The organism is Polaromonas naphthalenivorans CJ2 (assembly GCF_000015505.1).
GTDB classification, from domain to species: domain Bacteria; phylum Pseudomonadota; class Gammaproteobacteria; order Burkholderiales; family Burkholderiaceae_C; genus Polaromonas; species Polaromonas naphthalenivorans.
Genome location: NC_008781.1, coordinates 918,456 through 940,804, shown reverse-complemented (window position 1 = coordinate 940,804; position 22,349 = coordinate 918,456). Strand labels below are relative to the sequence as shown.

The following is a 22,349-nucleotide window of genomic DNA, read 5'->3' as shown; positions in this document are numbered from 1 at the left end:
ATACCGGCCTTGCCCGCCCCAAAGCCTGCACTGGAAAGTGGCAGGCTTTTTTTCAGCTTGACTTGATCAGCAGGCGAATGTCGGAAGCCAGCGCTTCAGCACCCGAACCGTAGCGGCTGTAGAGCCGGACACGGCCTTGCGGGTCAAAGATGTAGCTGCCGGCCGAATGGTCCATGGTGTAGCTGCCTTGGGTCTTGCCATCGACTTTTTTGTAATAAATCTTGAAATCCCTGGCGACTTGCGCAAGTTGCTCCGGCGTGGGCCGCAGTGCCACGAAGGTCGGGTCGAAGTTGCCCATGTAGGCCTTGAGCATCTCGGGCGTGTCGCGCTCGGGGTCCACGGTGATGAAGATGGCCTGCAGCTTGTCGCCATCGGCGCCAAGCTGCTTTTTGATTTCGGCCAGTTCGGCCATGGAGGTCGGGCAGACATCGGGACACTGGGTAAAGCCGAAAAACACGACCACGACCTTGCCGGCAAAGTCCTTGAGCGTGCGCAACTGCCCGTTGTGGTCAGCCAGGGAAAAGCCCTGCGCATAGTCGGCGCCGGTCAGGTCAATGCTCTTGAACTGGGGCTTGTCGGGCGCGCAGCCCGTCAGGACTCCGGCAGACATCGACAGCGCCATCAAGGCCGCCAGGGTGTTGAAGGCACGCCGGCGGCCGGGTTGCATCAGCAAGTGGGTTTTCATATCAGGTAGTGGTCCAGCAGCAGCGCTGCAAACAAGGCCGACAGGTGAATCAGCGAAAAGCGGAAGGTCTTGCGTGCCAGCGCATCGGAGTAATTGCGCCACAGGCACCAGGCATGGCCGCTGAAGCCGATGCTGAGCAGCACCGCCGCCACCAGGTACAGCCAGCCGCTCATCTTGAAGATGAAGGGCATCAGGCAGGCGGGAAACAGCACCAAGGTGTACAAAAACACCTGCAGCCGCGTGAATTCGTTGCCGTGGGTGACGGGCAGCATCGGCAGGCCGGCCTTGCGGTAGTCCTCGACGCGGTAGAGTGCCAGCGCCCAGAAGTGCGGCGGCGTCCACAGGAAAATGATCAGGAACAGAATCAGCGCTTCAGGCCCGACCGAGCCGGTCATGGCGGCCCAGCCCAGCACTGGCGGCATCGCGCCCGAGGCGCCGCCGATGACGATGTTTTGCGGCGTCAGCGGCTTGAGGATCACGGTGTACACCACCGCATAGCCGACAAAGGTGGCAAAGGTCAGCCACATGGTCAGTGGATTGACCCAGACATACAAAACCCATGAGCCCAGAGCGCACAGTCCGGCGGAAAAAGCCAGCGTCAGGGGGTTGCTGAGCTGCCCCCGGGCCGTCGGTCGCCAGGCGGTGCGCCGCATCTTGGCGTCAATTTGCTGCTCGACCAGGCAGTTGAAGGCCGCAGCCGCGCCGGCCACCAGCCAGATGCCTGCACAGGCGATCAGGGCGAGCCGGACATCAAGCCAGGTCGGCACGCCCGGCACGGCCAGCACCATGCCGATCAGCGCGCAAAACACGATGAGCTGCACGACGCGTGGTTTGGTCAGCGCGTAAAACTGGCTGAAGCGTGACGGAGCGCGGGCGCTGGATGGAGTAGCAGCGGCAGACGGAGGACTGGGATTCATGCGGACAATCTCGAAGCGTTCATTGGGGACACACGGGCCAGCACAGGCATTTTGCGGCTTGAAAAAACGATGCCGGTCAGAACGACGACCAGCGCGGCAGCACCGCCGGTATGGCCAACGGCGGCCAGCAGCGGCCAGCCCAGCACCACATTGCCCAGGCCGGTAGCGACCTGCAGCAGGGTCAAGCCGGCCAGCCAGCGCGCCTGCTGGCGAAGGGCGGGCACGCTGTACAGGCTGAACGACAGCAGCATCAGCACGATAAATACCGCATAGGCGGCCAGGCGATGCACATAGTGGATGGCCGTCAGCGCCTGAAAGCTGATGTAGCCGCCGTCATGGCCCGCGCCCAGTTCGCGCCACAGCGTGAAAGCCTGGCTGAAATCCATCGCTGGCCAGAATGACCCCTGGCAGCCGGGGAAGTCGGTGCATGCCAGGACCGCGTAATTGGTGCTGACCCAGCCGCCCAGCGCAATCTGCACCCCTAGCAGGGCAAATGCGGCCAGCAGAAAGCGGCGGGTGGCGGTGCTCAGGATGGTCGGCCTGCTTTGTTCCTGCGCCTGCGCATAACGCACCGACTGCGCGCGCAGCAAGGCCAGCAGGACCAGGCCACCGAGCAGATGCAGCGTCACGATGGCCGGAAACAGCTTCATCGTCACCGTCAGCGCACCAAATGCCCCCTGCAGGCAGACCCACAGCAGCGTGGCCGTGGGCCACCACGGAGAAAGGATATCGCCCCCACGCTTGTCGCTGCGCTGCTGTTCGCGGCGAGCCATCCAGGTCACCAGGGTCAGCGTCAGGATCAGCACGCCCACGCCGGTCGCCAGGTAGCGGTGAATCATTTCAATCCAGGCCTTGGAATGCGTGACCGGGCCGCTGGGCATGGCGCTTTGGGCGGCCTCGATATGCAGCTGCGCGCCAAGCGGGCTGGCGCTGCCATAGCAGCCGGGCCAGTCGGGGCAACCCAGGCCGGAATCGGTCAGCCGGGTGAAGGCGCCGAAGATCACCAGGTCAAAGGTCAGAAACAGGGTCACCAGCGTCAGCACCCGCAGACGCCGGGCCACGGGAGCGCTCTTGTTGCGCGCCCAGATCCAGGCCAGCGGCCCGAGCGCCACCACCAGGCCCATGATCATCAGGCGCACGGCCGGGCTCAGGTCGTAGAGGTTTTGCGCATCCATGTCTAATGCCTAAAGAGAACCGGCCATGGCCATGCGTAATGGAGCGCCATGCCCGCCAGGGCCGCGGAACCGGCTCAGCCGGGCCGCAGGCGCAGCGGCCCCCTCGGGGGGCAGCGCATTACACGTAGTGAAAAGCGTGGGGGCCACTACCTGCCTTCCTTGTCCCAGCTGCTGGAAGCACGCAGCAAACGCTCCAGGTCGCGCTTGGCTTTGGCGGCCGCATCCGCATCCATGTCGGCCGGAAACCGCATCATCAGGTTGCCCAGCGGATCGACCAGGTAAATATGGTCCTGCAGCCGCTTGCCCGGTGCCGGTTCCAGCCACTGCGCCACGTCGCCCGCAGCGACGCGCAGCACGGTGGCAAAAGCCAGTGCGGGCAGCAAGGCTTCACGCACCGGCGCTTCATCGTTGACCAGCCAGACGCGGTCCATGCGCTCTTTTTCGCGGCCCATGGATTCGCGCAGCTGGCGCTGGAAATACAGGTTCTGTTCACAGCGGACATCACAGGCGCCGCCGGCCACGCTCAGCAGCAGCCACTGGTTTTTCAGCGCCGTCAGCTGGCCGGCCTTGCCATCGAGCGTTTGGGTGGCGATGGCAGGCAGGGGACGCTGCGGATCGACCAGTTCGCCAAAGTTGCGACGCCCCTCGGGCCTGATCACGTAGTAAGCAAAGTAGGAGGCAATGACCGGGCTGGCGCATACAAGCAGAACCAGCATCATTTTCCAGCGACCCGAACGGGTATCAGCCGAACGCACCCCGGACGAGTCGATGGCAGGCAGGGCATGGACCGTCAGCCCCAGCGGCTGGTCCCGGGCGGCGGTGCCGGGACGAATTGAAGAGGATTCGGAAGAGTCGTTTGTCACAGTACTTGGGGCGGTTAGTCGCGGCGCTGGGCACGCAAGGAAGCACGAAAAGGAAGAATCACTTGAAACCAGACATACAGCAGGACGACCAGACCGCACAAGCCAAACCATTGAAAGGCGTAACCATGGTGTTTGTCCACCCCCAGATTGGGAGCAGCCCATTCGCGCAGCAAGCCTTCGCTGGGCGCGCCGGTTTGCAGCAGCGAAACTTCTTCCAGCAGCGGCAGACCTGTCTCCAGCCGAAAAGCGGCCAGATCGAGATTTTGCCGGATTGGCCCGGCATCCATGCCCTTGAACTCGTAAAGCTTGGAAGGCGGCGGGGCAATCCGGCCCTCGACCGTGACCCGTCCGGCCGGTGTGGCGACTTCAGGCAATTGGGTACGGTCGGCAAAATTGCGCGGAATCCAGCCACGCTGCACCAGAATCACCTGGCCGCTGCCTTGCAGCACCAGCGGCGTGAATACCCAGAATCCGGTGCGTCCGCCCATCGGGCGATTGTCGAGGTACACCGTGTGCGCTGCTTGCCAGACGCCTTGAAGCACGGCTCGCCTGTAAATCTCATTTGCTATGTTTTTAGTAGCTACCAATGCACGTCCATCAAGCGCAGAAAGGCTATTCTTTGCCTCAATCGCGGCCTGGACTGCTTCTTTCTGGGCGGCACGGCGAAGTTGCCACTGGCCCAGCGAAAAGGTAGCTCCCGCCACCAGCATGGCAGCCAGCGTGAGCAGCCAGAAACGGCGTGAATTCAGGGCGGAAGTCATGGACAGATAATCAGCTTCATGACTTATCTTGTTGCACTGGCATTCATTGCCATTCTTGCCAGCCTGGGAGCGGCGCTGTTCTTCATGATGAAGGACGGCACCGACGGCAAACAGAAAACCAGCAACATGGCGCGCGCGCTGGCGTTTCGCGTCGGGTTTTCGGTGTTGCTGTTTGTCTGCATTTTGATTGCGTGGAAGATGGGCTACATACAACCGACGGGAATTCCGGTTGGCAAATAATCGGATAAGTAAATAAAAAAGACCGCGTCAAGCGGCCTTTTGTTGAACAGTCTGCAGGCTGGGCGGCGAGCCCGACCCAGTCTCCTTATAGCCAGTAAACCGTGATGTAAAGACCCAGCCACACCACGTCCACAAAGTGCCAGTACCAGGCCGCGCCTTCAAAGCCAAAATGCTTGTCGGCGGTGAAATGGCCTTTTTGCAGGCGCAGCGTGATGACCAGCAGCATCAGCATGCCGATCAGCACATGAAAGCCGTGAAAACCCGTCAGCATGTAAAACGTCGAGCCATACACACCCGAGGTCAGCTTCAGGTTGAGTTCGGAATAGGCATGGAAGTATTCATAGCCCTGCACCGTCAAAAACGTGATGCCCAGCAGCACCGTCATCCACATGAAGGCAATGGTGCGGCCCCGGTGGTTTTCGCGCAGGGCATGGTGGGCAATCGTCAGGGTCACGCCCGAGCTGAGCAGCAGGGCCGTGTTGATGGTCGGCAGCCAGAACGGCGTCATGGTCGTGAACGGCTCGATGATGTCGGCCGGCGATCCGGTCACCCCGGCCGCCAGGCTGGGCCAGACCGCCTTGAAGTCAGGCCAGAGCAAGGCATTGTCCAGGCTCCCGAGCGCTGGCAGCGAATGCGAGCGCGCCCACCACAGGGCGGTGAAAAACGCGCCGAAAAACATGACTTCCGAGAAAATGAACCAGCTCATGCTCCAGCGGTAGGACAGGTCAACCCTGTGGCCATACAGGCCGCCTTCGCTTTCGGCAATCGAGTCACGGAACCACTGGAACAGCGTGCCGAGCCAGAACAGCATGCCAAAGGCCAGCGACCAGGCGCCCCATCCGGCGCCATTGATCCACTGGCTGGCGCCCAGAATCACAAAAAACAAGCCGATGGCGGCCATGACCGGGTGCCGCGAAGGGCCGGGCACAAAATAGTAAGGGGTTGCCCCGTGGATTGCTGCTGACATCGCTCGACTCCTGTTTTTCTCTCGAATTTTTTACTGATCTTTGAATGAAACCGTGGTGACTAGCGCGCAACCGCCCAGTTCACCAGCAGCACCAAAACTGCCACAAATACAAAAACACCTACCAGCCCGACAACAATGATGTGCAGCGGACTCAAGTTCTTGACATCTTCCTCATAGTCGCCCCGGGACCGCAAACCGACGAACGACCAAGCGATGGCCTTGACGGTTCGCCAGAGCGAAGGTTTGCGGGGTGGCGTTGCAGCCATTCTCAAGCACCTGTCGCTTTGGAGGTATCCGGCGCGGCCGGCGTCTTGCCGCCCACCTCAAAGAAGGTGTAGGACAGCGTGATCGTCTTCACATCCCTGGACAGCTTCGGATCAATCACGAAGGCGACTGGCCACTGCTTTTTCTCGCCTGGGGCGAGCGTGTACTGGCTGAAGCAGAAACACTCCAGCTTGTTGAAATGCGGTCCGGCCTGCGCTGGCGCATAGCTGGGAATGGCCTGGGCCGACATGGTGCGGTTCTGGACGTTCTGGAATTCGTACATCACCGTTGCCAGTTCTCCGGGATGGACCTGCACGGAATTCTGTGCCGGCTTGAAATGCCAGGGGCCGCGCGAATTGGCATCGAACTCCACCGTGATGGTGCGGCTGCGGTCAACCTGCGTGTTGGCCGGCAGCGTGGCCGTGGCGCCAGGAATCTGCCGGTCGCCCAAAGCCAGCACATTGATGCCCGTCATCTCGCAGATCGCCTTGTAAATCGGCACCAGCGCGTAGCCAAAGCAGAACATGCCAAGCACGATGACGCCCAGCTTGCCGAGCATCTTGAAGTTTTCGCGCTTGAGCATCAGGATTCTGTGAGGTGTGAAGATTCGTCGGGCTCAATGGCCCAGAAAAATCATTTTGGCCATGAAACCGAAAAAGAAAACAGCGGCCACCGACGCCAGGATCAGGGCCAGGCGAAGGTTGTTTTTTTTCTGATCGGGTTTCATGGTGGCCGGCATCGGGCTCAAGCGATCACGCGGGTTGCCGTGGCATCGAGCTTGGGCGGTGTTTCAAAGGTATGGAAGGGTGCAGGCGATGGCACTTCCCATTCCAGGCCCTCGGCGCCCTTGCCGCCTTCATCCAGCCAGGGGTTCTGCTTGGCAGGCACGCCCTTGCCGCGCATGGCCGGCAGGACGACGAAGAAGAAGAAATACACCTGTGCAAAACCGAAGAAGAAGGCGCCGACGCTGGCAATCGCGTTGAAGTCGGCAAACTGCATCGGGTAATCGGCATAGCGGCGCGGCATGCCGGCCAAGCCCAGGAAGTGCATCGGGAAAAATGTCACGTTGAAGGAGATCAGCGACCACCAGAAGTGGATCTGGCCGCGCCGTTCGCTGTACATCACGCCGGTCCACTTGGGGCTCCAGTAATAGTAACCGGCAAACATGGCATAGAGGGAACCGGCCACCAGCACGTAGTGGAAGTGGGCCACCACGTAGTAGGTGTCCTGCAGCTGGATGTCAATCGGCGCGACCGCCAGAATCACGCCGGTCAGGCCGCCAATGGTGAACACGAAGATGAAACCGACGGCGAACAGCATCGGCGTTTCAAACGTCATCGAGCCCTTCCACATCGTGGCGATCCAGTTGAACACCTTCACGCCGGTCGGCACGGCGATCAGCATCGTCGAGTACATGAAGAACAGCTGGCCGGTGACCGGCATGCCGGTGGTGAACATGTGGTGCGCCCAGACCACGAAGCTCAGAATCGCAATCGAGCCGGTGGCATACACCATCGAGGCATAGCCGAACAGGCGCTTGCGCGAGAAGGCCGGAATGATCTGGCTGATGATCCCGAAGGCCGGCAAAATCATGATGTACACCTCGGGGTGGCCGAAGAACCAGAAGATGTGCTGGAACATCACCGGGTCGCCACCGCCGCCGGGGTTGAAGAAGGTCGTGCCGAAATGGCGGTCGGTCAGCGTCATGGTGATGGCGCCGGCCAGCACCGGCATCACGGCGATCAGCAGGTAGGCCGTGATCAGCCAGGTCCAGCAGAACATCGGCATTTTCATCAGCGTCATGCCGGGCGCGCGCATGTTCAAAATCGTGACGATGATGTTGATCGAACCCATGATCGACGAAGCGCCCAGGATGTGCATGGCAAAGATACCGGCGTCCATCGCGGGGCCCATCTGCAGCGACAGCGGGGCATACATCGTCCAGCCGCCAGCCATGGCGCCGCCCGGCAGCAAAAAGGAAGTGCTCAGCATCAGAGCGGCCGGAATCATCAGCCAGAAGCTGAAGTTGTTCATGCGCGCAAACGCCATGTCGGAGGCGCCGATCTGCAGCGGAATCATCCAGTTCGCAAACCCGACAAACGCCGGCATGATGGCGCCGAACACCATGATCAGGCCGTGCATGGTGGTGAGCTGGTTGAACAGCTCGGGGTTGACGAGTTGCAAGCCCGGCTGGAAGAGTTCGGCCCGGATCAGCAGCGCCAGGACGCCGCCGAACATCAGCATCGTGAAACTGAACAGCAGGTACAGCGTGCCAATGTCTTTATGGTTGGTGGCAAACACCCAGCGGCGCCAGCCCGTCGGGGCATGGTGATCGTGGGCATCATGCGCGTGATCGGGATGGTCTAGAACTGCACTCATCTTGGCTTCCTTTGGTGGCTTGGGCCTGTAGCTTTTATCTTCGGGGCTGCCGGCGGGTCGGGTCGGCGGCTGGGTAGTTTGTGGTGTCGGAGCTTACTTGCGTGCAGCCAGAATCTCGGCAGGCTGAACGATCTGGCCGGTCTGGTTGGACCAGTTGTTCTTGGTGTAGCTGATGACTGCTGCCAGATCGGTGTCGCTCAGGGCTTTCCACGACGGCATGGCTCCTGCGGCGGCACCATTGAGGACGGTCTGAATTTGCTTGCCATGGTCTTTGTCCAGCACGATGGCCGAGCCGTCCAGCGGCTTGATCGGACCGGCGCCCTTGCCGTTGGCCTGGTGGCAGGCGGCGCAGTTGGCGGCATAAACCTTTTCGCCACGGGCCTTGAGGTCCACCAGCGTCCAGACTTTCGCCGGATCATCGGCCAGGGCTGCGGCTTCCTTGGCCTTGACGGCAACCCATGCGCTGTAATCCTGGGCGGAAACCACCTTCACATGGATCGGCATGTAGGCGTGTTCCTTGCCGCAGAGTTCCTGGCACTGGCCGTAGAAGTCGCCGACTTTTTCAGCCTTGAACCAGGTGTCGCGCACAAAACCGGGAATCGCATCCTGCTTGATGCCGAAAGCCGGCACGGCGAAGGCGTGAATCACGTCGTTGGCCGTGGTGATGATGCGGATTTTCTTGTTGACCGGAACCACCAGCGGGTTGTCCACCTTGAGCAGGTAATTGTCAGGCGCTGTTTCACCGGCCTTGGGACCGCCGTTGTTGGACATCAGGCGCTGGTCGTTGTCGAGGGTCGAGACAAAACCGATACCTTCGCCCTCGCCCTTGAGGTAGTCGTAGCCCCATTTCCACTGGATGCCGGTGGCCTTGATCGTCAGGTCGGCGCCGGTGGTGTCTTTCTGCGCAACCAGCACCTTGGTGGCAGGCAGTGCCATGCCGATCACGATGACAAAAGGAACAATCGTCCAGGCGATTTCCACGACCGTGGATTCATGAAAGTTGGCAGCCTTGTGGCCGAGCGACTTGCGGTGCTTCAGGATGGAATAAAACATCACGCCGAAGACGGCCACGAAGATCAAGACGCAGATGATCATCATGAACCAGTGCAGCCAGTGCTGCTCTTGGGCAATGCGGGTGGCTGCCGGATGTAGGTTGAGTTGATTGACCGCCGGCCCGCCAGCCAGATCATTGACAGCGTAAGCGGCCGTGCTTAGCCAGGCCGCCGCAGAGACCCCGATGGTGCCTGCATGCTGTAAGCCAAGCCGTGTCAATTTGCTCATGGTGTTGCTCAGGTTCATCGTGATCACTTTTTTTCTGCTTCAATTACCGATTGAATTCACCAATAAGTATAAAGTTTGCGGCAAGTCAAAATTCCAAAATTAAAAATCAGCTAAAGACAAGCCGCTTTTGAGTCAGCATGTCCGCAACGCAAACCGGATTTCGCGCGCCAGCAGCGGCCGCAGTTCAGGCCGCACATGACGGCCTACCCGCACCGACCGGCCCTGGCCCGAGACCTCGATCAGCGAGCCGTCGCCATCCTTGGGTTCGATGCGGACCCATTCCCGATTGAATGCAGCCCGCTGCGTGCGGCCTGCGGTTTCCAACTCGATCACCAGTTGCCCGCCATGCAGCACGATTTTTTCCGCGTCTCCGGCATGACGGGAATACACGACAAACGCCGCACCCACTGCCAGCAGGACAAAAGTCATAACCGCGGAAGCATTCTGCGACCACAACAAGGCGGCAATTCCCAGGCAGGTCAGACACAAGGACACATAAAACCACCCAAGCTGCGCTGGCGAAAGCCAACTGTGGCGCTTGAGCCGCCAGAGCACGACCGCACCCAGGGGATTGGCATCGGGTGCCGACAAGGTGGCAAATTGAAATGCCGTGGATGACTGCGACATGTGACGACCCTCAGGAAAACGGCATGCGGCGTAACAAGAAAAAAGCAGGTTTCTCGCCAAATCACCATTGATTTAAACAGAAACCAGCAAATTCCTCTCTAGGGAAACTGCCAACATTTCAAAAAAAACGATGATTCAAAATGTTTCCATCCCCATGGGCAGACACCTCAACCCAAGGGGCCGGCACTGCCCTGCAGCATGCGGCGCATGTCTTCGACCGACACGGCGCTGAGCGGACTGACCTTGAACTTGGGCTTGGCCTTCAGGGCATGCCCATAAATGACTTCAAACGTCAGCGACAGCCGGCCGTCGCTGCCGGTCAGCTGGGCCGCCAGCTCCTGCTCCAGCCGCGCTTTCCAGGCCCTGCCGCGCAAGCCGGGAAAGCGCGCCGGGTGAAAATTGCGGCCCAGCTCGGCCAGTTCCTGCAACAGGCGGGCCGGCGTTTCGTAAGTCAGGGTGATGCGCTCCATGTCCATCACCGGCTCGGCAAAGCCGGTCTGCACCAGCATGTCGCCCCAGTCGTGCATGTCGGTCAGCTCATGGCCTGCGGGCGGCCAGCCCAGGCGGGCATACAGCGCACGCAATTCCCTGGCGGTATCCGGCCCGAGGCATGAAAACATCAAAAATCCATCGACCTTCAGGGCCTGGTGCCACTGGGCCAGCAGGGCTTGCGGGTCGGCGGATTCGTGCAGCGCCATGTTGGCCCAAAGCATATCGACGCTGGCTGGCGGCGGCATCTCGAAACGCACTGGCGCGGCCCGCCACTGGCTGGGGTTCCACCAGGGCTTTGCTATGATTTTGGAAGCTGCCTGTGCCCGTCCTGCATGCACATCGGCAATAAAACATGCTGCATCAGGGTAGGTTTTTGCCAGTTGGGCATGCGCCTGCATGCCGCCGCGCAAGGCGCCCCAGTCCGCCCAGGCCTGCGGTTTGAGCTTGATCCATTGCAGCCGGTCCTGCATGCGGCTGGCCACTTCTTCATGCAGCCAGGGTGAAGCCAGGGGCGCAATGCGCTGCCAGCGGCTGACGGCGTTCGGATCGAGCGTGGGCGGACGCGAGGTGGTGGTCATGAAAGGTAATGGTTGCACAAGGTCAGGCGAGTATATTGACACGGTGTTTTCCCGCCTGCTGACGCTTCCCCCACTCCTGTCCCGGCTGCCCTGTTTGGCCAGCCAGTGCGCCGTTTGCCGCAGCTGGCCCGCAGAGCAGGTCTGCCAGCCGTGCCTGGCGCGGTTCAGGCCATCAGAGCCGCGCTGCTTCAGCTGCGCCCTGCCCCTGCCGGCCGATCTGTCCATGGGCCTGCGCAGCACCGGCCCCCGGCATTGCGCCGAGTGCATGCGCCAGCACCCGCCGCTGGACAGCACGCTGGCCGCCGTGCCTTATGCCTATCCGTGGTCCACGCTGATTACCCGCTACAAGTTTGGCGAGCAGCACGGCTGGGCCGGCTTTTTTGCCAGCCTGCTGCTCAAAACGCCGGGCGTGGCGCAGGCACTGGACGAACTGGACGCGCAGGACTGGCTCATTGCCCTGCCGCTGTCGGCCGAGCGGCTGCAGACGCGCGGTTTCAACCAGGCGTGGGAGCTGGCCAGCGCCCTGGCCCGCCAGTCCCGGACCCGTGGGCAATCCGATGCCCGGCTGCTGCTCCGCCTGAAGCACACGCGTCCGCAAAGCCAGCTCAGGCGCGAAGCCCGGCTGGCCAACGTCCGGGGCGCTTTCCAGGTCGATCCGCTGCGCGCGCCCCAACTGCAAGGCCGGCGCGTGGTGCTGGTCGATGACGTGATGACCAGCGGCGCTTCGCTGTTTGCGGCGGCGCAGGCCTTGCGGGATGCGGGCGCGGCGCGCATCACCGCCGTGGTGCTGGCGCGCACGCCGCCCGCCTAGAATCGCCGCTTCACTTCTCCGCCGCACGCCGACAAAGCGCGACGCGGCTTCTTCCCAACATCCGCCAAACATGTTCAATATCGTCCTGGTCGAGCCCGAGATTCCGCCCAACACCGGCAATGTGATTCGCCTGGCCGCCAACACCGGCTGCCGCCTGCACCTGGTCGAGCCGCTCGGCTTTTCGATGGACGACAAGCACATGCGGCGCGCCGGACTCGACTACCACGAGTACGCCCAGGTGCTGCGCCATGCCAGTTGGCCCGCGTTCCTGGAAAGCCAGCAGCCGCCGGCCGACCGACTGTTCGCCCTGACGACGCAGGGCGCGGGCAGCATGTACGAAGCGCGCTTTTTGCCCGGCGACTGGCTGGTGTTCGGCTCGGAAACCAAGGGACTAGCGCCCGAAGTGCGGCAATCGTTTGCCCTGGCCCGGCGCCTGAAGGTGCCGATGCTGCCCGGCCAGCGCAGCCTGAATTTGTCCAACACCGTGGCCGTCACCGTGTTCGAGGCGTGGCGGCAGAACGGTTTTGGCGGCGCGGCGCTGGCCGCTTGAAGCGAAACGGGCGAACGGGCGCTACGGGTAATACCGCACCAGCGATTCGGCCACGCACACCGGCTTGGCCAAGCCTTCGCGCTCCACCGTGACTTCCCACGCCATCTGCATGCCGCCGTTGTCGATGGGCATGGCGCCCAGCAGCTTCATGCGGCCGCGCAGCCGGCTGCCAACCGGCACGGGCGCCATGAAACGCACCTTGTTCAGGCCGTAATTCACCCCCATCCGGGAGCCGGCGATCTCGAACGAGGTGTCAAAGAACACCGGCAGCAGCGACAGCGTGAGGAAGCCGTGCGCAATCGTTGCGCCAAACGGCCCGGTGGCGGCTTTTTCAGGATCGACATGAATCCACTGGTGGTCTCCGGTCGCGTCGGCAAACAGGTTGACCCGCGCCTGGGTGATGGTGATCCAGTCGCTGACGGCGACTTCCTGGCCGGCGCAGGCGGCCAGTTCGGACAGGGTTTGAAAGGTTTTCATGGCCCGACTTTAGCGGCCGGCTGGCAAAAACAGCGACCAGCCTGTCGAATCGGTGACAGGGGTGAGCGCCGGCGAAGCGCAGCAGCCCGCGCCACGCTGCTTTTCCGCTATCGTTCACCCACGCAACGACGCTCTGGATACCTTCATGACCCACGCCCCCGCCTGGCTGATCAACAGCTTCATCTATCTGGCCGCCGCCGTGGTCGCCGTGCCGCTGGCCAAAAAGCTCGGCCTGGGCTCGATCATCGGCTACCTGGCCGCCGGCATCGCCATCGGGCCGTGGGGGCTGGGCCTGGTCACCAACGTGCAGGACATCCTTCACTTCGCCGAGTTCGGCGTGGTGCTGATGCTGTTCCTGATCGGCCTGGAACTCGAACCCCAGCGCCTGTGGAGCCTGCGCCGGCCCATCTTCGGCTGGGGCAGCGCCCAGCTGCTGAGCTGCGCTGGATTGCTGACCGGAACGGCCATGGCGTTTGGCATCCACTGGACGACCGCGCTGGTGGCCGGACTCGGCCTGGCGCTGTCATCGACGGCGATTGCGCTGCAGTCGATCAACGAGCGCAACCTGATGCGCACCTCCAGCGGCCAGGCCGGTTTTTCGATTTTGCTGTTCCAGGACGTGGCGGCCATCCCGATCCTGGCGCTGCTGCCGCTGCTGGGCGCCATTGGAGGAGAAAATGAGGCGGTTGCGCATACCAGCCGGGCACTTGAAGCTATAAAAATAGTAGCAGCCATCGCCAGCATCATTTTAGGCGGCCGGCTGCTGCTGCGGCCGGTGCTGCGCTGGATCGCCAACAGCGGCACGCCCGAAATCTTCACCGCCGCGTCGCTGCTGCTGGTGGTCGGCATTGCCGCCTTGATGCAGCTGGTCGGCCTGTCGATGGCGCTGGGCGCCTTTCTGGCCGGCGTGCTGCTGGCCGAAAGCGAATACCGGCGCGAACTGGAAACCGACATCGAGCCGTTCAAGGCCTTGCTGCTGGGCCTGTTTTTCATCGCCGTCGGCATGAGCATCGACTTTGGCGTGCTGTGGAAATTTCCGGGACAAATGCTGGCCATCCTGGCGGGCTTTCTGGGCCTCAAGCTGCTGGCGATTTACGGCCTGGCCTACGCCATGAAGCTGCCCTACCAGGAGCGGCCGGTGTTTGCGCTGCTGCTGGCGCAGGGCGGCGAATTTGCCTTCGTGGTGTTCCAGGCGGCCGCTGGCGCGCATGTGTTTTCGATGGAAACCGCCTCGCTCTTGATCGGCGCGGTGGCGCTGTCGATGCTCATCAGCCCGCTGCTGCTGGTGGCCATCGACAAGCTGCTCTTGCCGCGTTATGCCAACGGCAAGAAATCCACGCTGGAAGAAATCTCGGAGCCGCAGGAAGCGCCGGTCATCATCGCCGGCTTCGGCCGCTATGGCCAGATCGTCGGGCGCATGCTGCTAGCGCAAGGCATTTCGGCCACCGTGCTTGACCACGACGCGGACCTGATTGAAACCGTGCGCGCCTTTGGCTACCGCGTGTTCTACGGCGACGCCACGCGGCTCGATTTGCTGCGCACGGCGGGCGCGGCGCAGGCGAAGATTCTGGTGCTGTCGGTCGATGACGTGGAGCAGTCGCTGAAAATCGTCGATGTGGTGCGCGAGAACTTTCCGCAGCTGCAGATCGTCGCCAGAGCCCGGGACGTGACGCACTGGAACGCGCTGCGCGACCGGGGCGTGATGCGCGTCGAGCGCGAGCTGTTCGAGTCCAGCCTGCGCAGCGCCCGCACCGTGCTCGAACTGCTGGGCCAGCCGCCAGAGCTGGCGCAGCAAGCTGCCGGGCGCTTTCGCCAGCACAACCTGGAGCTGTTCGAGCGCATGTACCCGCACCGCAACGACCGCGAAAAAGTGATTGCCGTGGCCCGGCAGGGACGGCTGCAGTTAGAGGCGCAGATGAAGCAGGAGCGCGAGCAGCTGGCGCAGCAGTCCAGGAGTGCGCAGGACTGAAATATTGATCCGGCCCGATGAAGTATTAAGCGGCATAGCGAACACGCCGATCCTGAAAGTAGGCGATAACTCGCTCAGGCGTGCGCTCGAGCAGAGCCATGTGCTCGTTGGCGGCATCGCGTAATTTGGCTTTGCTGCGCGCCGGTACGCGTTTGCCCATCTCCTGCTTCAGATCCGCATTGAGGCGTTCCTCCGGATTGAGCTGAGGGCTGTAGCTGGGCAGATAAAACAGCTCAATTTCGTCCCTGTGGTTAGCCACCCAGGCCTTGACGATTTTGCTGTGATGAACCCGCAGGTTGTCCAGTATCAAAAATACCTTTTTGCCCGCATCCTTGACCAGTGCCCGCAGGAATTCGATGAGCTTGTCCGCGTCAAACGCATCGTCAATGATCATCCAGCGGGTTTTCCCCTGGTTAGTCACCGTGGCAATCATCGAGAGCTTTTGCCGGGTGCCTCCCACGGTTCTGGCCACCGGTGTCTTTCCAGCAGGCGCAAAGCTTCTACCGCGCACATCGGTGTTCACCAGCGCCGTCTCGTCACCCCAATGGATTTCAGCGCCTTCCTGGCGGGCGCGTTGCTCTATCGCCGGGTACTCGCCTTCGAGCCAGGCCTGCACCGCTTCAGGGCTTTGTTCGTAGGCTCGCCTGATGGGCTTTTGGGGCGTAAAACCCCAGCGGGCCAGGTACTTGCCAACGCTGCGCACCTGCAGCTCGATGCCGTACTCCTGCTCGATGAGCTGGCCTACGGCCGCCCGGCTCCACAGGAAAAAATCCATCTTGAGCTGCTCAGGGCGTTGATCGATGATGCTGCGCTGAAGGCTGTCCTCCTGAGCCTGGCTCAGGGTGCGCCCCAGACCTTGAGTGCGCCCACGCAAGGCCGGTCGTATTGCTGGCCAGCCGCCCTCATCGAACAGGTCGATGCACCTGCGCACAGCCGGGTAGCTCAAACCCGTCATGGAGACAATTTGCATGACGCCCATTGCCCTTTTATGCAGTCTCACGACTTGCTTGCGCCGCTCGTGAAGCTGCTCCAGCGTCTGCTTTCTTGCATTTTCTTTTTCCATCTTTCTTCGATAGAGAAAATTCAGTAAAGTTCATACTTCATTGGGCCGGATCAATAGTGATGAAATAAGGCTTTTGCGCAATACGGGCGGGCACAAGCAGCTATTATTCCAATAGCACTCAGGCCAAACCATCCCACAGCGATGACAATAGCCGCATGCTTGCTGACATTCAATCCTGGGGAGAAACACTGCGCCTGCTGGTCGAGCTGGCCGGCACGGCTGCCTTTGCCTTGTCGGGCCTGCTCGAAGCGGCGCGCAAACGGCTGGACGCCGTCGGGGTTTGCGTGGTGGCCTGTGTGACGGCCTTCGGTGGCGGCACGCTGCGCGACCTGCTGCTGGACCGGCGGCCGTTTTTCTGGGTCCAGCATGTCGAGCTGCTCTGGGGCGTGATGGCGCTGTGCGTGCTGGTGATGCTGTTCATGCGCCAGCGGCATTTCGAAGTGACCGAGAAGGCGATCCAGTGGCCCGATGCGCTGGGGCTGGGCCTGTTCACCGCCACCGGCGTTCACCTGGCGCTCAATGAGCAGATGCCGATGCTGGTCGCCGTGCTGATGGGCGTGACGACCGGCGTGTTCGGCGGCGTGCTGCGCGATGTGGTCTGCAATGAAGTGCCCACGGCCTTTCGTGACCACCGGCCGTATGCGGTCTGCGCATTTGCCGGCGGCTGGATTTACGCCGGGCTTGGGCTGCTTGACGCGCCGGGCTGGGTGGCGCTGGTGGCCTGCGTCGTCGTGACCGCAGGCCTGCGCCTCATGGCGCTGTGGCGCAACTGGGAACTGCCTGCCTGGCGGGTTTGACCCATCAGTCCAGGCTCGCGCCGGACTCCTTCACGACCTTGCTCCATTTCGCCGATTCCTTCTGGATGAAGGCGGCAAACTGCGCCGGCGTTTCGCTGTACACCTCGGCGCCCTGCTCATTGATCTGTTTTTTGACTTCGGGCTTGGCCAGCACCTTGGCGATGGCGGTGTTCAGCCGGGTGACCACGGCGGGCGGCGTGGCGGCCGGCGCGAACAAGCCGAACCACGAGGTCGCCTCGTAGCCGGGAACGCCGGCCTCGGCGATGGTCGGCACGTCAGGCAGTTCGGGCGAGCGTTTGGCGGTGGTCACGGCAATGGCGCGCAGCTTGCCCGAACGCACATGCTGGATGGCCGACGGCATGTTGTCGAACATGATGGCGACCTGGTTGCCCAGCAGGTCGGTCATGGCCGGGGCGCTGCCCTTGTAGGGAACATGCTGCATATCGACTTTCGCCATCGACTTGAACAACTCGCCCGACAGGTGGATGGAGCTGCCGTTGCCCGACGAGCCAAAGTTGAGCTTGCCCGGATTGGCCTTGGCGTAGGCGATCAGTTCCTTGACGGTCTTGAAGGGCTGCGCCGGGTTGGCGACCAGCAGGTTGGGCACATTGGCCACGCGCGTCAGCGGCGCAAAGTCCTTGACCGGGTCAAACGGCATTTTCTTGTACAGGCTGGCATTGATCGCATGCGTGCCGACCGTGCCCATGAACAGCGTGTAGCCGTCAGCCGCCGCCCGGGCCGCCGCCTGGCCGCCGATGTTGCCGCCGGCGCCGGCGCGGTTGTCAACAATGACGGTCTGGCCCAGTTCGGCAGTCAGCGCCTGGCCGACGATGCGCGCCAGGATGTCGGTGGTGCCGCCGGCCGCAAAGGGCACGATGATGGTGATGGTCTTGCTCGGGTAGGCAGCCTGTGCCGCTGCGGGCACGGCCGCCAGCAGGCCGCTCCCCAACAGCGCAGCAGAGGCCAGCGCGCCGAAGCTGAAATGGCGGCGTGAAGCGTTGGTGAAAACAGATGAGTGAGACATGACTGAAGTCCTTGTTAGATGGAGGAAAGCCTTGAAGGCAAAAAATCAGATCGGCGCGGTGCCCAGCGTGGTGCCGCCGCAGACGTACAGCACCTGCCCGGTCACAAAGCCGTTGTCGGGCGACAGGAAGAACATGGCGGCGCGCGCCACGTCGCCTGCCGTGCCCATGCGGCCGACCGCAATGCTGTCCAGGATGCGCTGGGTCTGCGGCGCGCCCTCGGGGTTGCTCTTGCGGAACAGTTCGGTGGCAATCGGCCCCGGGCCAATCGCATTGACCGTGATGCCGTCGCGCCCCAACTCCATCGCCAGCGTGCGCGTCATGCCGATCATCCCGGCCTTGGTGGCCGAATAGACGATGCGGTCCACCTTGCCCAGCGCGGCGCGCGAGGACATGTTGACGATGCGGCCCTGGCCGCAGGCGCGCAGGGTCGGCAAAAAGGCCTGCGTCAGCAGCAGGACGGCGCGCAGGTGCAGGCCGACCACGTCATCCAGCGAGGCCGTCGTCGCGGTGTCGATGGTGCCGGGACGGGTGGCGCCGGCGTTGTTGACCAGCGCGGTCACGTTGTGCCGGGCGGCAATCTCGGCAGCGCGCTCGCGGGTGGATGCTTCCTGCGTCAGGTCGGCCTGGTAGGACACCAGCTGCGGATGGCTCCAGTCGGGCAGAACGTAATCAAGGTTGACCACGCTGTTGCCTTGCGCCAGCAGGGCCTCGGCGATGGCCCGGCCAATGCCCGAACTGGCGCCGGTGACCACGGTGCTTGGAGTCAAGGATGCCGTCATGGCGCTCACACCCGTTCCAGGATCACGGCAATGCCTTGCCCCACGCCAATGCACATGGTGCACAGCGCGTAGCGGCCACCGGTCTGGTGCAGCCGGTTGACCGCCGTGGTGGCCAGGCGCGCGCCGCTGGCGCCCAGCGGATGGCCCAGCGCAATCGCGCCGCCCCAGGCGTTGACGCGCGGGTCGTCGTCCGGCACGCCGAGCATGCGCAGAACGGCCAGGCCCTGCGCGGCAAACGCTTCGTTGAGTTCGATCACGTCCATCTGGGCGATGGTCAGGCCCGTCAGCGCCAGCACCTTTTGCGTCGCCGGCGCCGGGCCGATGCCCATGACACGCGGCGCCACGCCAGCCGTCGCCATGCCGACGATGCGGGCACGCGGCGTCAAGCCGTTCCTGGCGGCGCTGGCTTCATCGGCCAGCAGCAGCGCGCAGGCGCCATCGTTCACGCCGCTGGCGTTGCCCGCCGTCACAGTGCCGTCCGGGCGCACGATGGGCTTGAGTTTTGCCAGCACGTCCATCGAGGTGGCGCGCGGATGCTCGTCCTGGTCCACAAGGATGGCATCGCCTTTTTTCTGGGGGATGCTCACCCCGACGATTTCACGCGCCAGGTGGCCGGCCTGTTGCGCGGCGACGGCCCTGAGCTGGCTGCTGAGAGCCATCTGGTCCTGGTCCTGGCGGCTGATGTTGAAATCGGTGGCGACGTTCTCGGCGGTTTCGGGCATCGAATCGACGCCGTACTGCGCCTTCATCAGCTTGTTGACGAAACGCCAGCCAATCGTCGTGTCATACACCGCATTGCTGCGGCTGAAGGCGCTCTCGGCCTTGGGCATGACGAATGGCGCGCGGCTCATGCTCTCGACGCCGCCGGCGATCATCAGGCCCGCTTCGCCCGACTTGATGGCGCGCGCTGCCGTGCCCAAGGCATCCAAACCCGAGCCGCACAGGCGGTTGACCGTGCCACCGGGCACTTCCAGCGGCAGCCCGGCGAGCAAGGCGCTCATGCGCGCCACATTGCGGTTGTCCTCGCCCGCCTGGTTGGCGCAGCCGTAGATCACGTCGGCAACCATCTGCCAGTCCACGTCCGGGTTGCGCGCCATCAGCGCCCGGATGGGAATGGCGCCCAGGTCGTCGGCGCGAACGCTTGAGAGGGCGCCGCCGTAGCGGCCGAAAGGGGTGCGGATGGCGTCGCAGATAAAGGCTTGGGTGATGGTCATTGGCTTGTCTCTTTGGGTAAGGTCGATACGGTGAAAAAGGTTGTCCGGCTCAGGCGGCAATCGGCAGGCCGAGCAGCTGTTCGAGTGCGGCATGCTCCAGCCCATCAACCTTGTCGATGAGCCTGAGGCCGTCCGGCGTGCATTCCAGCGTCGCCAGTTCGGAGTAGATGCGCTTGACGCAGGCAATGCCGGTGAGCGGATAGCTGCACTGCGCCACCACCTTGCTCTCGCCTTGCTTGGTCAGCAGGTCCATCATGACCCAGGTCTGCTTGGCGCCGATGGCCAGGTCCATGGCGCCGCCCACGGCCGGAATCGAGCCCGGCTCGCCGGTGCTCCAGTTGGCCAGATCACCCGTGCTTGACACCTGGAACGCGCCCAGCACGCAGATGTCAAGGTGGCCGCCGCGCATCATCGCAAAGCTGTCGGCATGGTGAAAGTAGGCGCCGCCCGCAAGCAGGGTGACGGGCTGCTTGCCGGCATTGATGAGGTCGTAGTCTTCGGCTCCTGCAGCGGGCGCCGGCCCCATGCCGAGAATGCCGTTTTCACTGTGCAGGATGACCTCGCGCCCGGCCGGGATGTGGTTGGCGACCAGCGTCGGCATGCCGATGCCCAAGTTGACGTAGGCGCCGTCGTGGATGTCCTGCGCCACGCGCCGGGCCAGTTCCTGCTTGCTTCGTTTTTGATAGCTACTCATGCTTGCTCCTTGTGCGCATTAAGCCGATTTGGCACTGATTTTGATGCCACCGGCCTGGGTGGCGACGTGGTCAATCCTGACGATCTTCGAGACATGGATGCCCGGCGTGACGATGGCTTCGGGGTCGAGCGCGCCCAACTCCACGATCTCATGCACCGTCGCGACCGTGTGCCTGGCCGCCGTGGCCATGACCGGCCCGAAATTGCGCGCCGACATGCGGTAGGTCAGGTTGCCCCAGCGGTCGCCGCGCTCGGCCTTGATCAGGGCCACGTCGCCATGAATCGGGTATTCGAGGACGTAATGCCTGCCGTTGATCTCGCGCGTTTCCTTGCCCTGGGCCAGTTCGGTGCCGTAGGCCGTGGGGCAGAAGAAAGCGCCGATGCCGGCACCGGCGGCGCGGATGCGCTCGGCCAGGTTGCCTTGCGGCACCAGTTCGAGCTCGATGCGGCCGCTGCGGTACAGGGCGTCAAACACCTGGCTGTCGGCCTGGCGGGGGAAGCTGCAGATGATCTTGCGAACGCGCCCGGCCTTGAGCAGCGCGGCCAGCCCGGCCTCGCCATTGCCGGCGTTGTTGTTGACGACGGTCAGGTCTTTGGCGCCCTGCGCGATCAGGCCGTCAATCAGCTCGGCCGGGATGCCGGCGGTGCCGAAGCCGCCAATCAATACGGTCGAGCCGTCTTTCACACCGGCAAGCGCATCGGCCACCGACAGGGCAATCTTGTTAATCATTCATGAGTCTCCAGGGAATAGCGAAGAGGGAATATCTGGCGGGCGGTGACGCCTGGCGCAAGCCGAAGCAGTCAAATTGCGGTTTTTATTTGTTCGCAACTAGAACAAGTGTTCGTATAATGAATTTTAGGAGAATAATTCAATCATGGCAACTGTGCGCACCAAAATCCCCACGGAACCTTCCGGCTCACCTGCGCCAACACGCACGTCGCCCGCGCCCGGCGACAGCTATGTGCAGTCCTTTGCGCGCGGCCTGGAAGTCATTCGTTCTTTCAGCGCCCGGTCGCCCCGGCAAACGCTCACCGAAGTGGCCGGTCGCACCGGGCTGACGCGTGCCGGTGCGCGGCGGATTTTGCTGACGCTGCAAACGCTGGGTTATGTGGAAAGCGACGGCAAGCTGTTTCGGCTGACGCCGCGCATGCTCGATCTGGGTTTTGCCTACCTGTCGTCGCTGCCGATCTGGAACTTGGCCGAACCCGTCATGGAAGCGCTCGTCGAGGAAGTGAAGGAGTCATGCTCGGCCGCCGTGCTGGATGGCACCGACATCGTCTATGTGCTGCGCGTGCCGACGCACAAGATCATGAGCATCAGCCTGGGCGTCGGTTCGCGGCTGCCGGCCTATTGCACGTCAATGGGACGCATGCTGCTGTCAGCCTTGCCGCCGGACGAAATGATGCAGGTGCTGCAAGCGTCAGACCGCACGGCGCGCACCCGCTACACGGTGACCGACGTGAACGAGCTGGCCGCCAAAATTGCACAGGTTCGCAAGCAGGGCTGGTCGCTGGTCAATCAGGAACTTGAAGAGGGATTGATTTCGATGGCGGCACCGATTACCGACCGCACCGGCCAGACGGTCGCGGCGCTCAACATCAGCGGCCAGGCCAATCGCACCAGCGCCAAGGTCATGCAGGAGACGATGCTGCCGCCCTTGCTGGCCGCTGCGCAGGCCATCTCGCAAAGGCTGAGCCTGCAGCGCAACTGACAAGCCGGGGCCGGGTCAAGGAGAACAGCG

Annotated in this window: 26 protein-coding genes; 6 read left to right on the top strand and 20 right to left on the bottom strand. The window is 62.8% G+C overall.

Annotation, left to right across the window (positions count from 1 at the left end; all coding sequences use genetic code 11):
* Positions 1-52: 52 nt before the first annotated feature.
* From PNAP_RS04415 to PNAP_RS04395, 5 genes are all read right to left on the bottom strand, one after another.
* On the bottom strand, positions 53-685 hold the full coding sequence (locus tag PNAP_RS04415; protein ID WP_011800299.1) for an SCO family protein: 633 nt from the start codon (positions 683-685) through the stop codon (positions 53-55).
* The gene (cyoE, locus tag PNAP_RS04410) at positions 682-1,602 is read right to left on the bottom strand and encodes a heme o synthase (RefSeq protein ID WP_011800298.1); all 921 of its coding nucleotides are present in this window, start codon (positions 1,600-1,602) and stop codon (positions 682-684) included. The genes PNAP_RS04415 and cyoE overlap by 4 nt, the downstream gene beginning before the upstream one ends.
* Positions 1,599-2,777: a COX15/CtaA family protein gene (locus PNAP_RS04405; RefSeq protein ID WP_011800297.1), complete on the bottom strand. Its 1,179-nt coding sequence runs from the start codon at positions 2,775-2,777 to the stop codon at positions 1,599-1,601. The genes cyoE and PNAP_RS04405 overlap by 4 nt, the downstream gene beginning before the upstream one ends.
* Positions 2,778-2,923: 146 nt before the next feature.
* Positions 2,924-3,640: a hypothetical protein gene (locus tag PNAP_RS04400; RefSeq protein WP_083758017.1), complete on the bottom strand. Its 717-nt coding sequence runs from the start codon at positions 3,638-3,640 to the stop codon at positions 2,924-2,926.
* Between the two features lie 14 nt (positions 3,641-3,654).
* Positions 3,655-4,401, bottom strand: a complete 747-nt coding sequence (locus PNAP_RS04395; protein WP_011800295.1) for an SURF1 family protein — start codon at positions 4,399-4,401, stop codon at positions 3,655-3,657.
* Between the two features lie 18 nt (positions 4,402-4,419).
* Here PNAP_RS04395 and PNAP_RS04390 point away from each other — a divergent pair, with 18 nt between their 5' ends.
* Positions 4,420-4,641 carry a twin transmembrane helix small protein gene (locus tag PNAP_RS04390; protein ID WP_011800294.1) on the top strand — a complete coding sequence of 74 codons (222 nt, stop codon included), beginning with the start codon at positions 4,420-4,422 and terminating at the stop codon, positions 4,639-4,641.
* 85 nt (positions 4,642-4,726) lie between these two features.
* On the opposite strand, the gene PNAP_RS04385 is transcribed toward PNAP_RS04390, so the two are convergent.
* The 8 genes from PNAP_RS04385 to PNAP_RS04355 form a co-directional block, all read right to left on the bottom strand.
* Positions 4,727-5,608, bottom strand: a complete 882-nt coding sequence (locus tag PNAP_RS04385; protein ID WP_011800293.1) for a cytochrome c oxidase subunit 3 — start codon at positions 5,606-5,608, stop codon at positions 4,727-4,729.
* Between the two features lie 59 nt (positions 5,609-5,667).
* Positions 5,668-5,874, bottom strand: a complete 207-nt coding sequence (locus tag PNAP_RS04380) for a DUF2970 domain-containing protein (RefSeq protein ID WP_041376517.1) — start codon at positions 5,872-5,874, stop codon at positions 5,668-5,670.
* 2 nt (positions 5,875-5,876) lie between these two features.
* Positions 5,877-6,458 (bottom strand): cytochrome c oxidase assembly protein, encoded by a 582-nt coding sequence (locus tag PNAP_RS04375; protein WP_041376516.1) that lies wholly within the window; start codon positions 6,456-6,458, stop codon positions 5,877-5,879.
* A gap of 30 nt (positions 6,459-6,488) precedes the next feature.
* Entirely contained in the window at positions 6,489-6,599 is a 111-nt protein-coding gene (locus PNAP_RS27835) for a cytochrome oxidase small assembly protein (RefSeq protein ID WP_232290752.1), read from the bottom strand.
* Positions 6,600-6,616: 17 nt separating this feature from the next.
* Positions 6,617-8,251: a cytochrome c oxidase subunit I gene (gene ctaD, locus PNAP_RS04370; protein ID WP_011800290.1), complete on the bottom strand. Its 1,635-nt coding sequence runs from the start codon at positions 8,249-8,251 to the stop codon at positions 6,617-6,619.
* 93 nt (positions 8,252-8,344) lie between these two features.
* On the bottom strand, positions 8,345-9,532 hold the full coding sequence (gene coxB, locus PNAP_RS04365; protein WP_086000557.1) for a cytochrome c oxidase subunit II: 1,188 nt from the start codon (positions 9,530-9,532) through the stop codon (positions 8,345-8,347).
* Positions 9,533-9,664: 132 nt separating this feature from the next.
* Positions 9,665-10,159, bottom strand: coding sequence for a DUF2244 domain-containing protein (locus tag PNAP_RS04360; protein ID WP_011800288.1), 495 nt, complete (start codon positions 10,157-10,159; stop codon positions 9,665-9,667).
* Between the two features lie 167 nt (positions 10,160-10,326).
* A complete protein-coding gene (locus PNAP_RS04355; RefSeq protein WP_011800287.1) occupies positions 10,327-11,229 on the bottom strand; it encodes a methyltransferase domain-containing protein in 903 nt (300 codons plus the stop codon).
* Positions 11,230-11,272: 43 nt separating this feature from the next.
* Between PNAP_RS04355 and PNAP_RS04350 the strand changes: the two genes are divergently transcribed.
* Positions 11,273-12,040, top strand: coding sequence for a ComF family protein (locus PNAP_RS04350; RefSeq protein ID WP_011800286.1), 768 nt, complete (start codon positions 11,273-11,275; stop codon positions 12,038-12,040).
* Positions 12,041-12,110: 70 nt separating this feature from the next.
* Positions 12,111-12,590 (top strand): tRNA (cytidine(34)-2'-O)-methyltransferase, encoded by a 480-nt coding sequence (locus tag PNAP_RS04345; RefSeq protein ID WP_011800285.1) that lies wholly within the window; start codon positions 12,111-12,113, stop codon positions 12,588-12,590.
* Positions 12,591-12,611: 21 nt separating this feature from the next.
* Here the strand turns inward: PNAP_RS04345 and PNAP_RS04340 are convergent, their stop codons facing one another.
* The gene (locus PNAP_RS04340) at positions 12,612-13,067 is read right to left on the bottom strand and encodes a MaoC family dehydratase (protein ID WP_011800284.1); all 456 of its coding nucleotides are present in this window, start codon (positions 13,065-13,067) and stop codon (positions 12,612-12,614) included.
* 145 nt (positions 13,068-13,212) lie between these two features.
* On the opposite strand from PNAP_RS04340, the gene kefC reads away from it, so the two are divergent.
* Positions 13,213-15,036 (top strand): glutathione-regulated potassium-efflux system protein KefC, encoded by a 1,824-nt coding sequence (kefC, locus tag PNAP_RS04335; protein WP_041376992.1) that lies wholly within the window; start codon positions 13,213-13,215, stop codon positions 15,034-15,036.
* Positions 15,037-15,061: 25 nt separating this feature from the next.
* Here the strand turns inward: kefC and PNAP_RS04330 are convergent, their stop codons facing one another.
* Positions 15,062-16,099, bottom strand: coding sequence for an IS630 family transposase (locus PNAP_RS04330; RefSeq protein WP_011799840.1), 1,038 nt, complete (start codon positions 16,097-16,099; stop codon positions 15,062-15,064).
* Positions 16,100-16,254: 155 nt separating this feature from the next.
* On the opposite strand from PNAP_RS04330, the gene PNAP_RS04325 reads away from it, so the two are divergent.
* Entirely contained in the window at positions 16,255-16,896 is a 642-nt protein-coding gene (locus PNAP_RS04325; RefSeq protein WP_011800282.1) for a trimeric intracellular cation channel family protein, read from the top strand.
* Positions 16,897-16,900: 4 nt separating this feature from the next.
* On the opposite strand, the gene PNAP_RS04320 is transcribed toward PNAP_RS04325, so the two are convergent.
* Genes PNAP_RS04320 through PNAP_RS04300 form a run of 5 tightly spaced genes read right to left on the bottom strand, consistent with a single transcriptional unit; the run spans position 16,901 to position 21,337 of the window.
* A complete protein-coding gene (locus PNAP_RS04320; RefSeq protein WP_011800281.1) occupies positions 16,901-17,920 on the bottom strand; it encodes a Bug family tripartite tricarboxylate transporter substrate binding protein in 1,020 nt (339 codons plus the stop codon).
* A gap of 45 nt (positions 17,921-17,965) precedes the next feature.
* Complete coding sequence (locus tag PNAP_RS04315) at positions 17,966-18,700, bottom strand: SDR family NAD(P)-dependent oxidoreductase (protein ID WP_011800280.1); 735 nt, start codon at positions 18,698-18,700, stop codon at positions 17,966-17,968.
* Positions 18,701-18,705: 5 nt separating this feature from the next.
* Positions 18,706-19,914, bottom strand: a complete 1,209-nt coding sequence (gene pcaF / locus PNAP_RS04310) for a 3-oxoadipyl-CoA thiolase (protein ID WP_011800279.1) — start codon at positions 19,912-19,914, stop codon at positions 18,706-18,708.
* 49 nt (positions 19,915-19,963) lie between these two features.
* Positions 19,964-20,608, bottom strand: a complete 645-nt coding sequence (locus tag PNAP_RS04305; RefSeq protein ID WP_011800278.1) for a 3-oxoacid CoA-transferase subunit B — start codon at positions 20,606-20,608, stop codon at positions 19,964-19,966.
* Between the two features lie 18 nt (positions 20,609-20,626).
* Complete coding sequence (locus PNAP_RS04300; RefSeq protein WP_011800277.1) at positions 20,627-21,337, bottom strand: 3-oxoacid CoA-transferase subunit A; 711 nt, start codon at positions 21,335-21,337, stop codon at positions 20,627-20,629.
* A 145-nt stretch (positions 21,338-21,482) separates the two neighbouring features.
* On the opposite strand from PNAP_RS04300, the gene PNAP_RS04295 reads away from it, so the two are divergent.
* Positions 21,483-22,319, top strand: a complete 837-nt coding sequence (locus PNAP_RS04295; protein ID WP_011800276.1) for an IclR family transcriptional regulator — start codon at positions 21,483-21,485, stop codon at positions 22,317-22,319.
* The last annotated feature ends 30 nt before the right edge of the window (positions 22,320-22,349 follow it).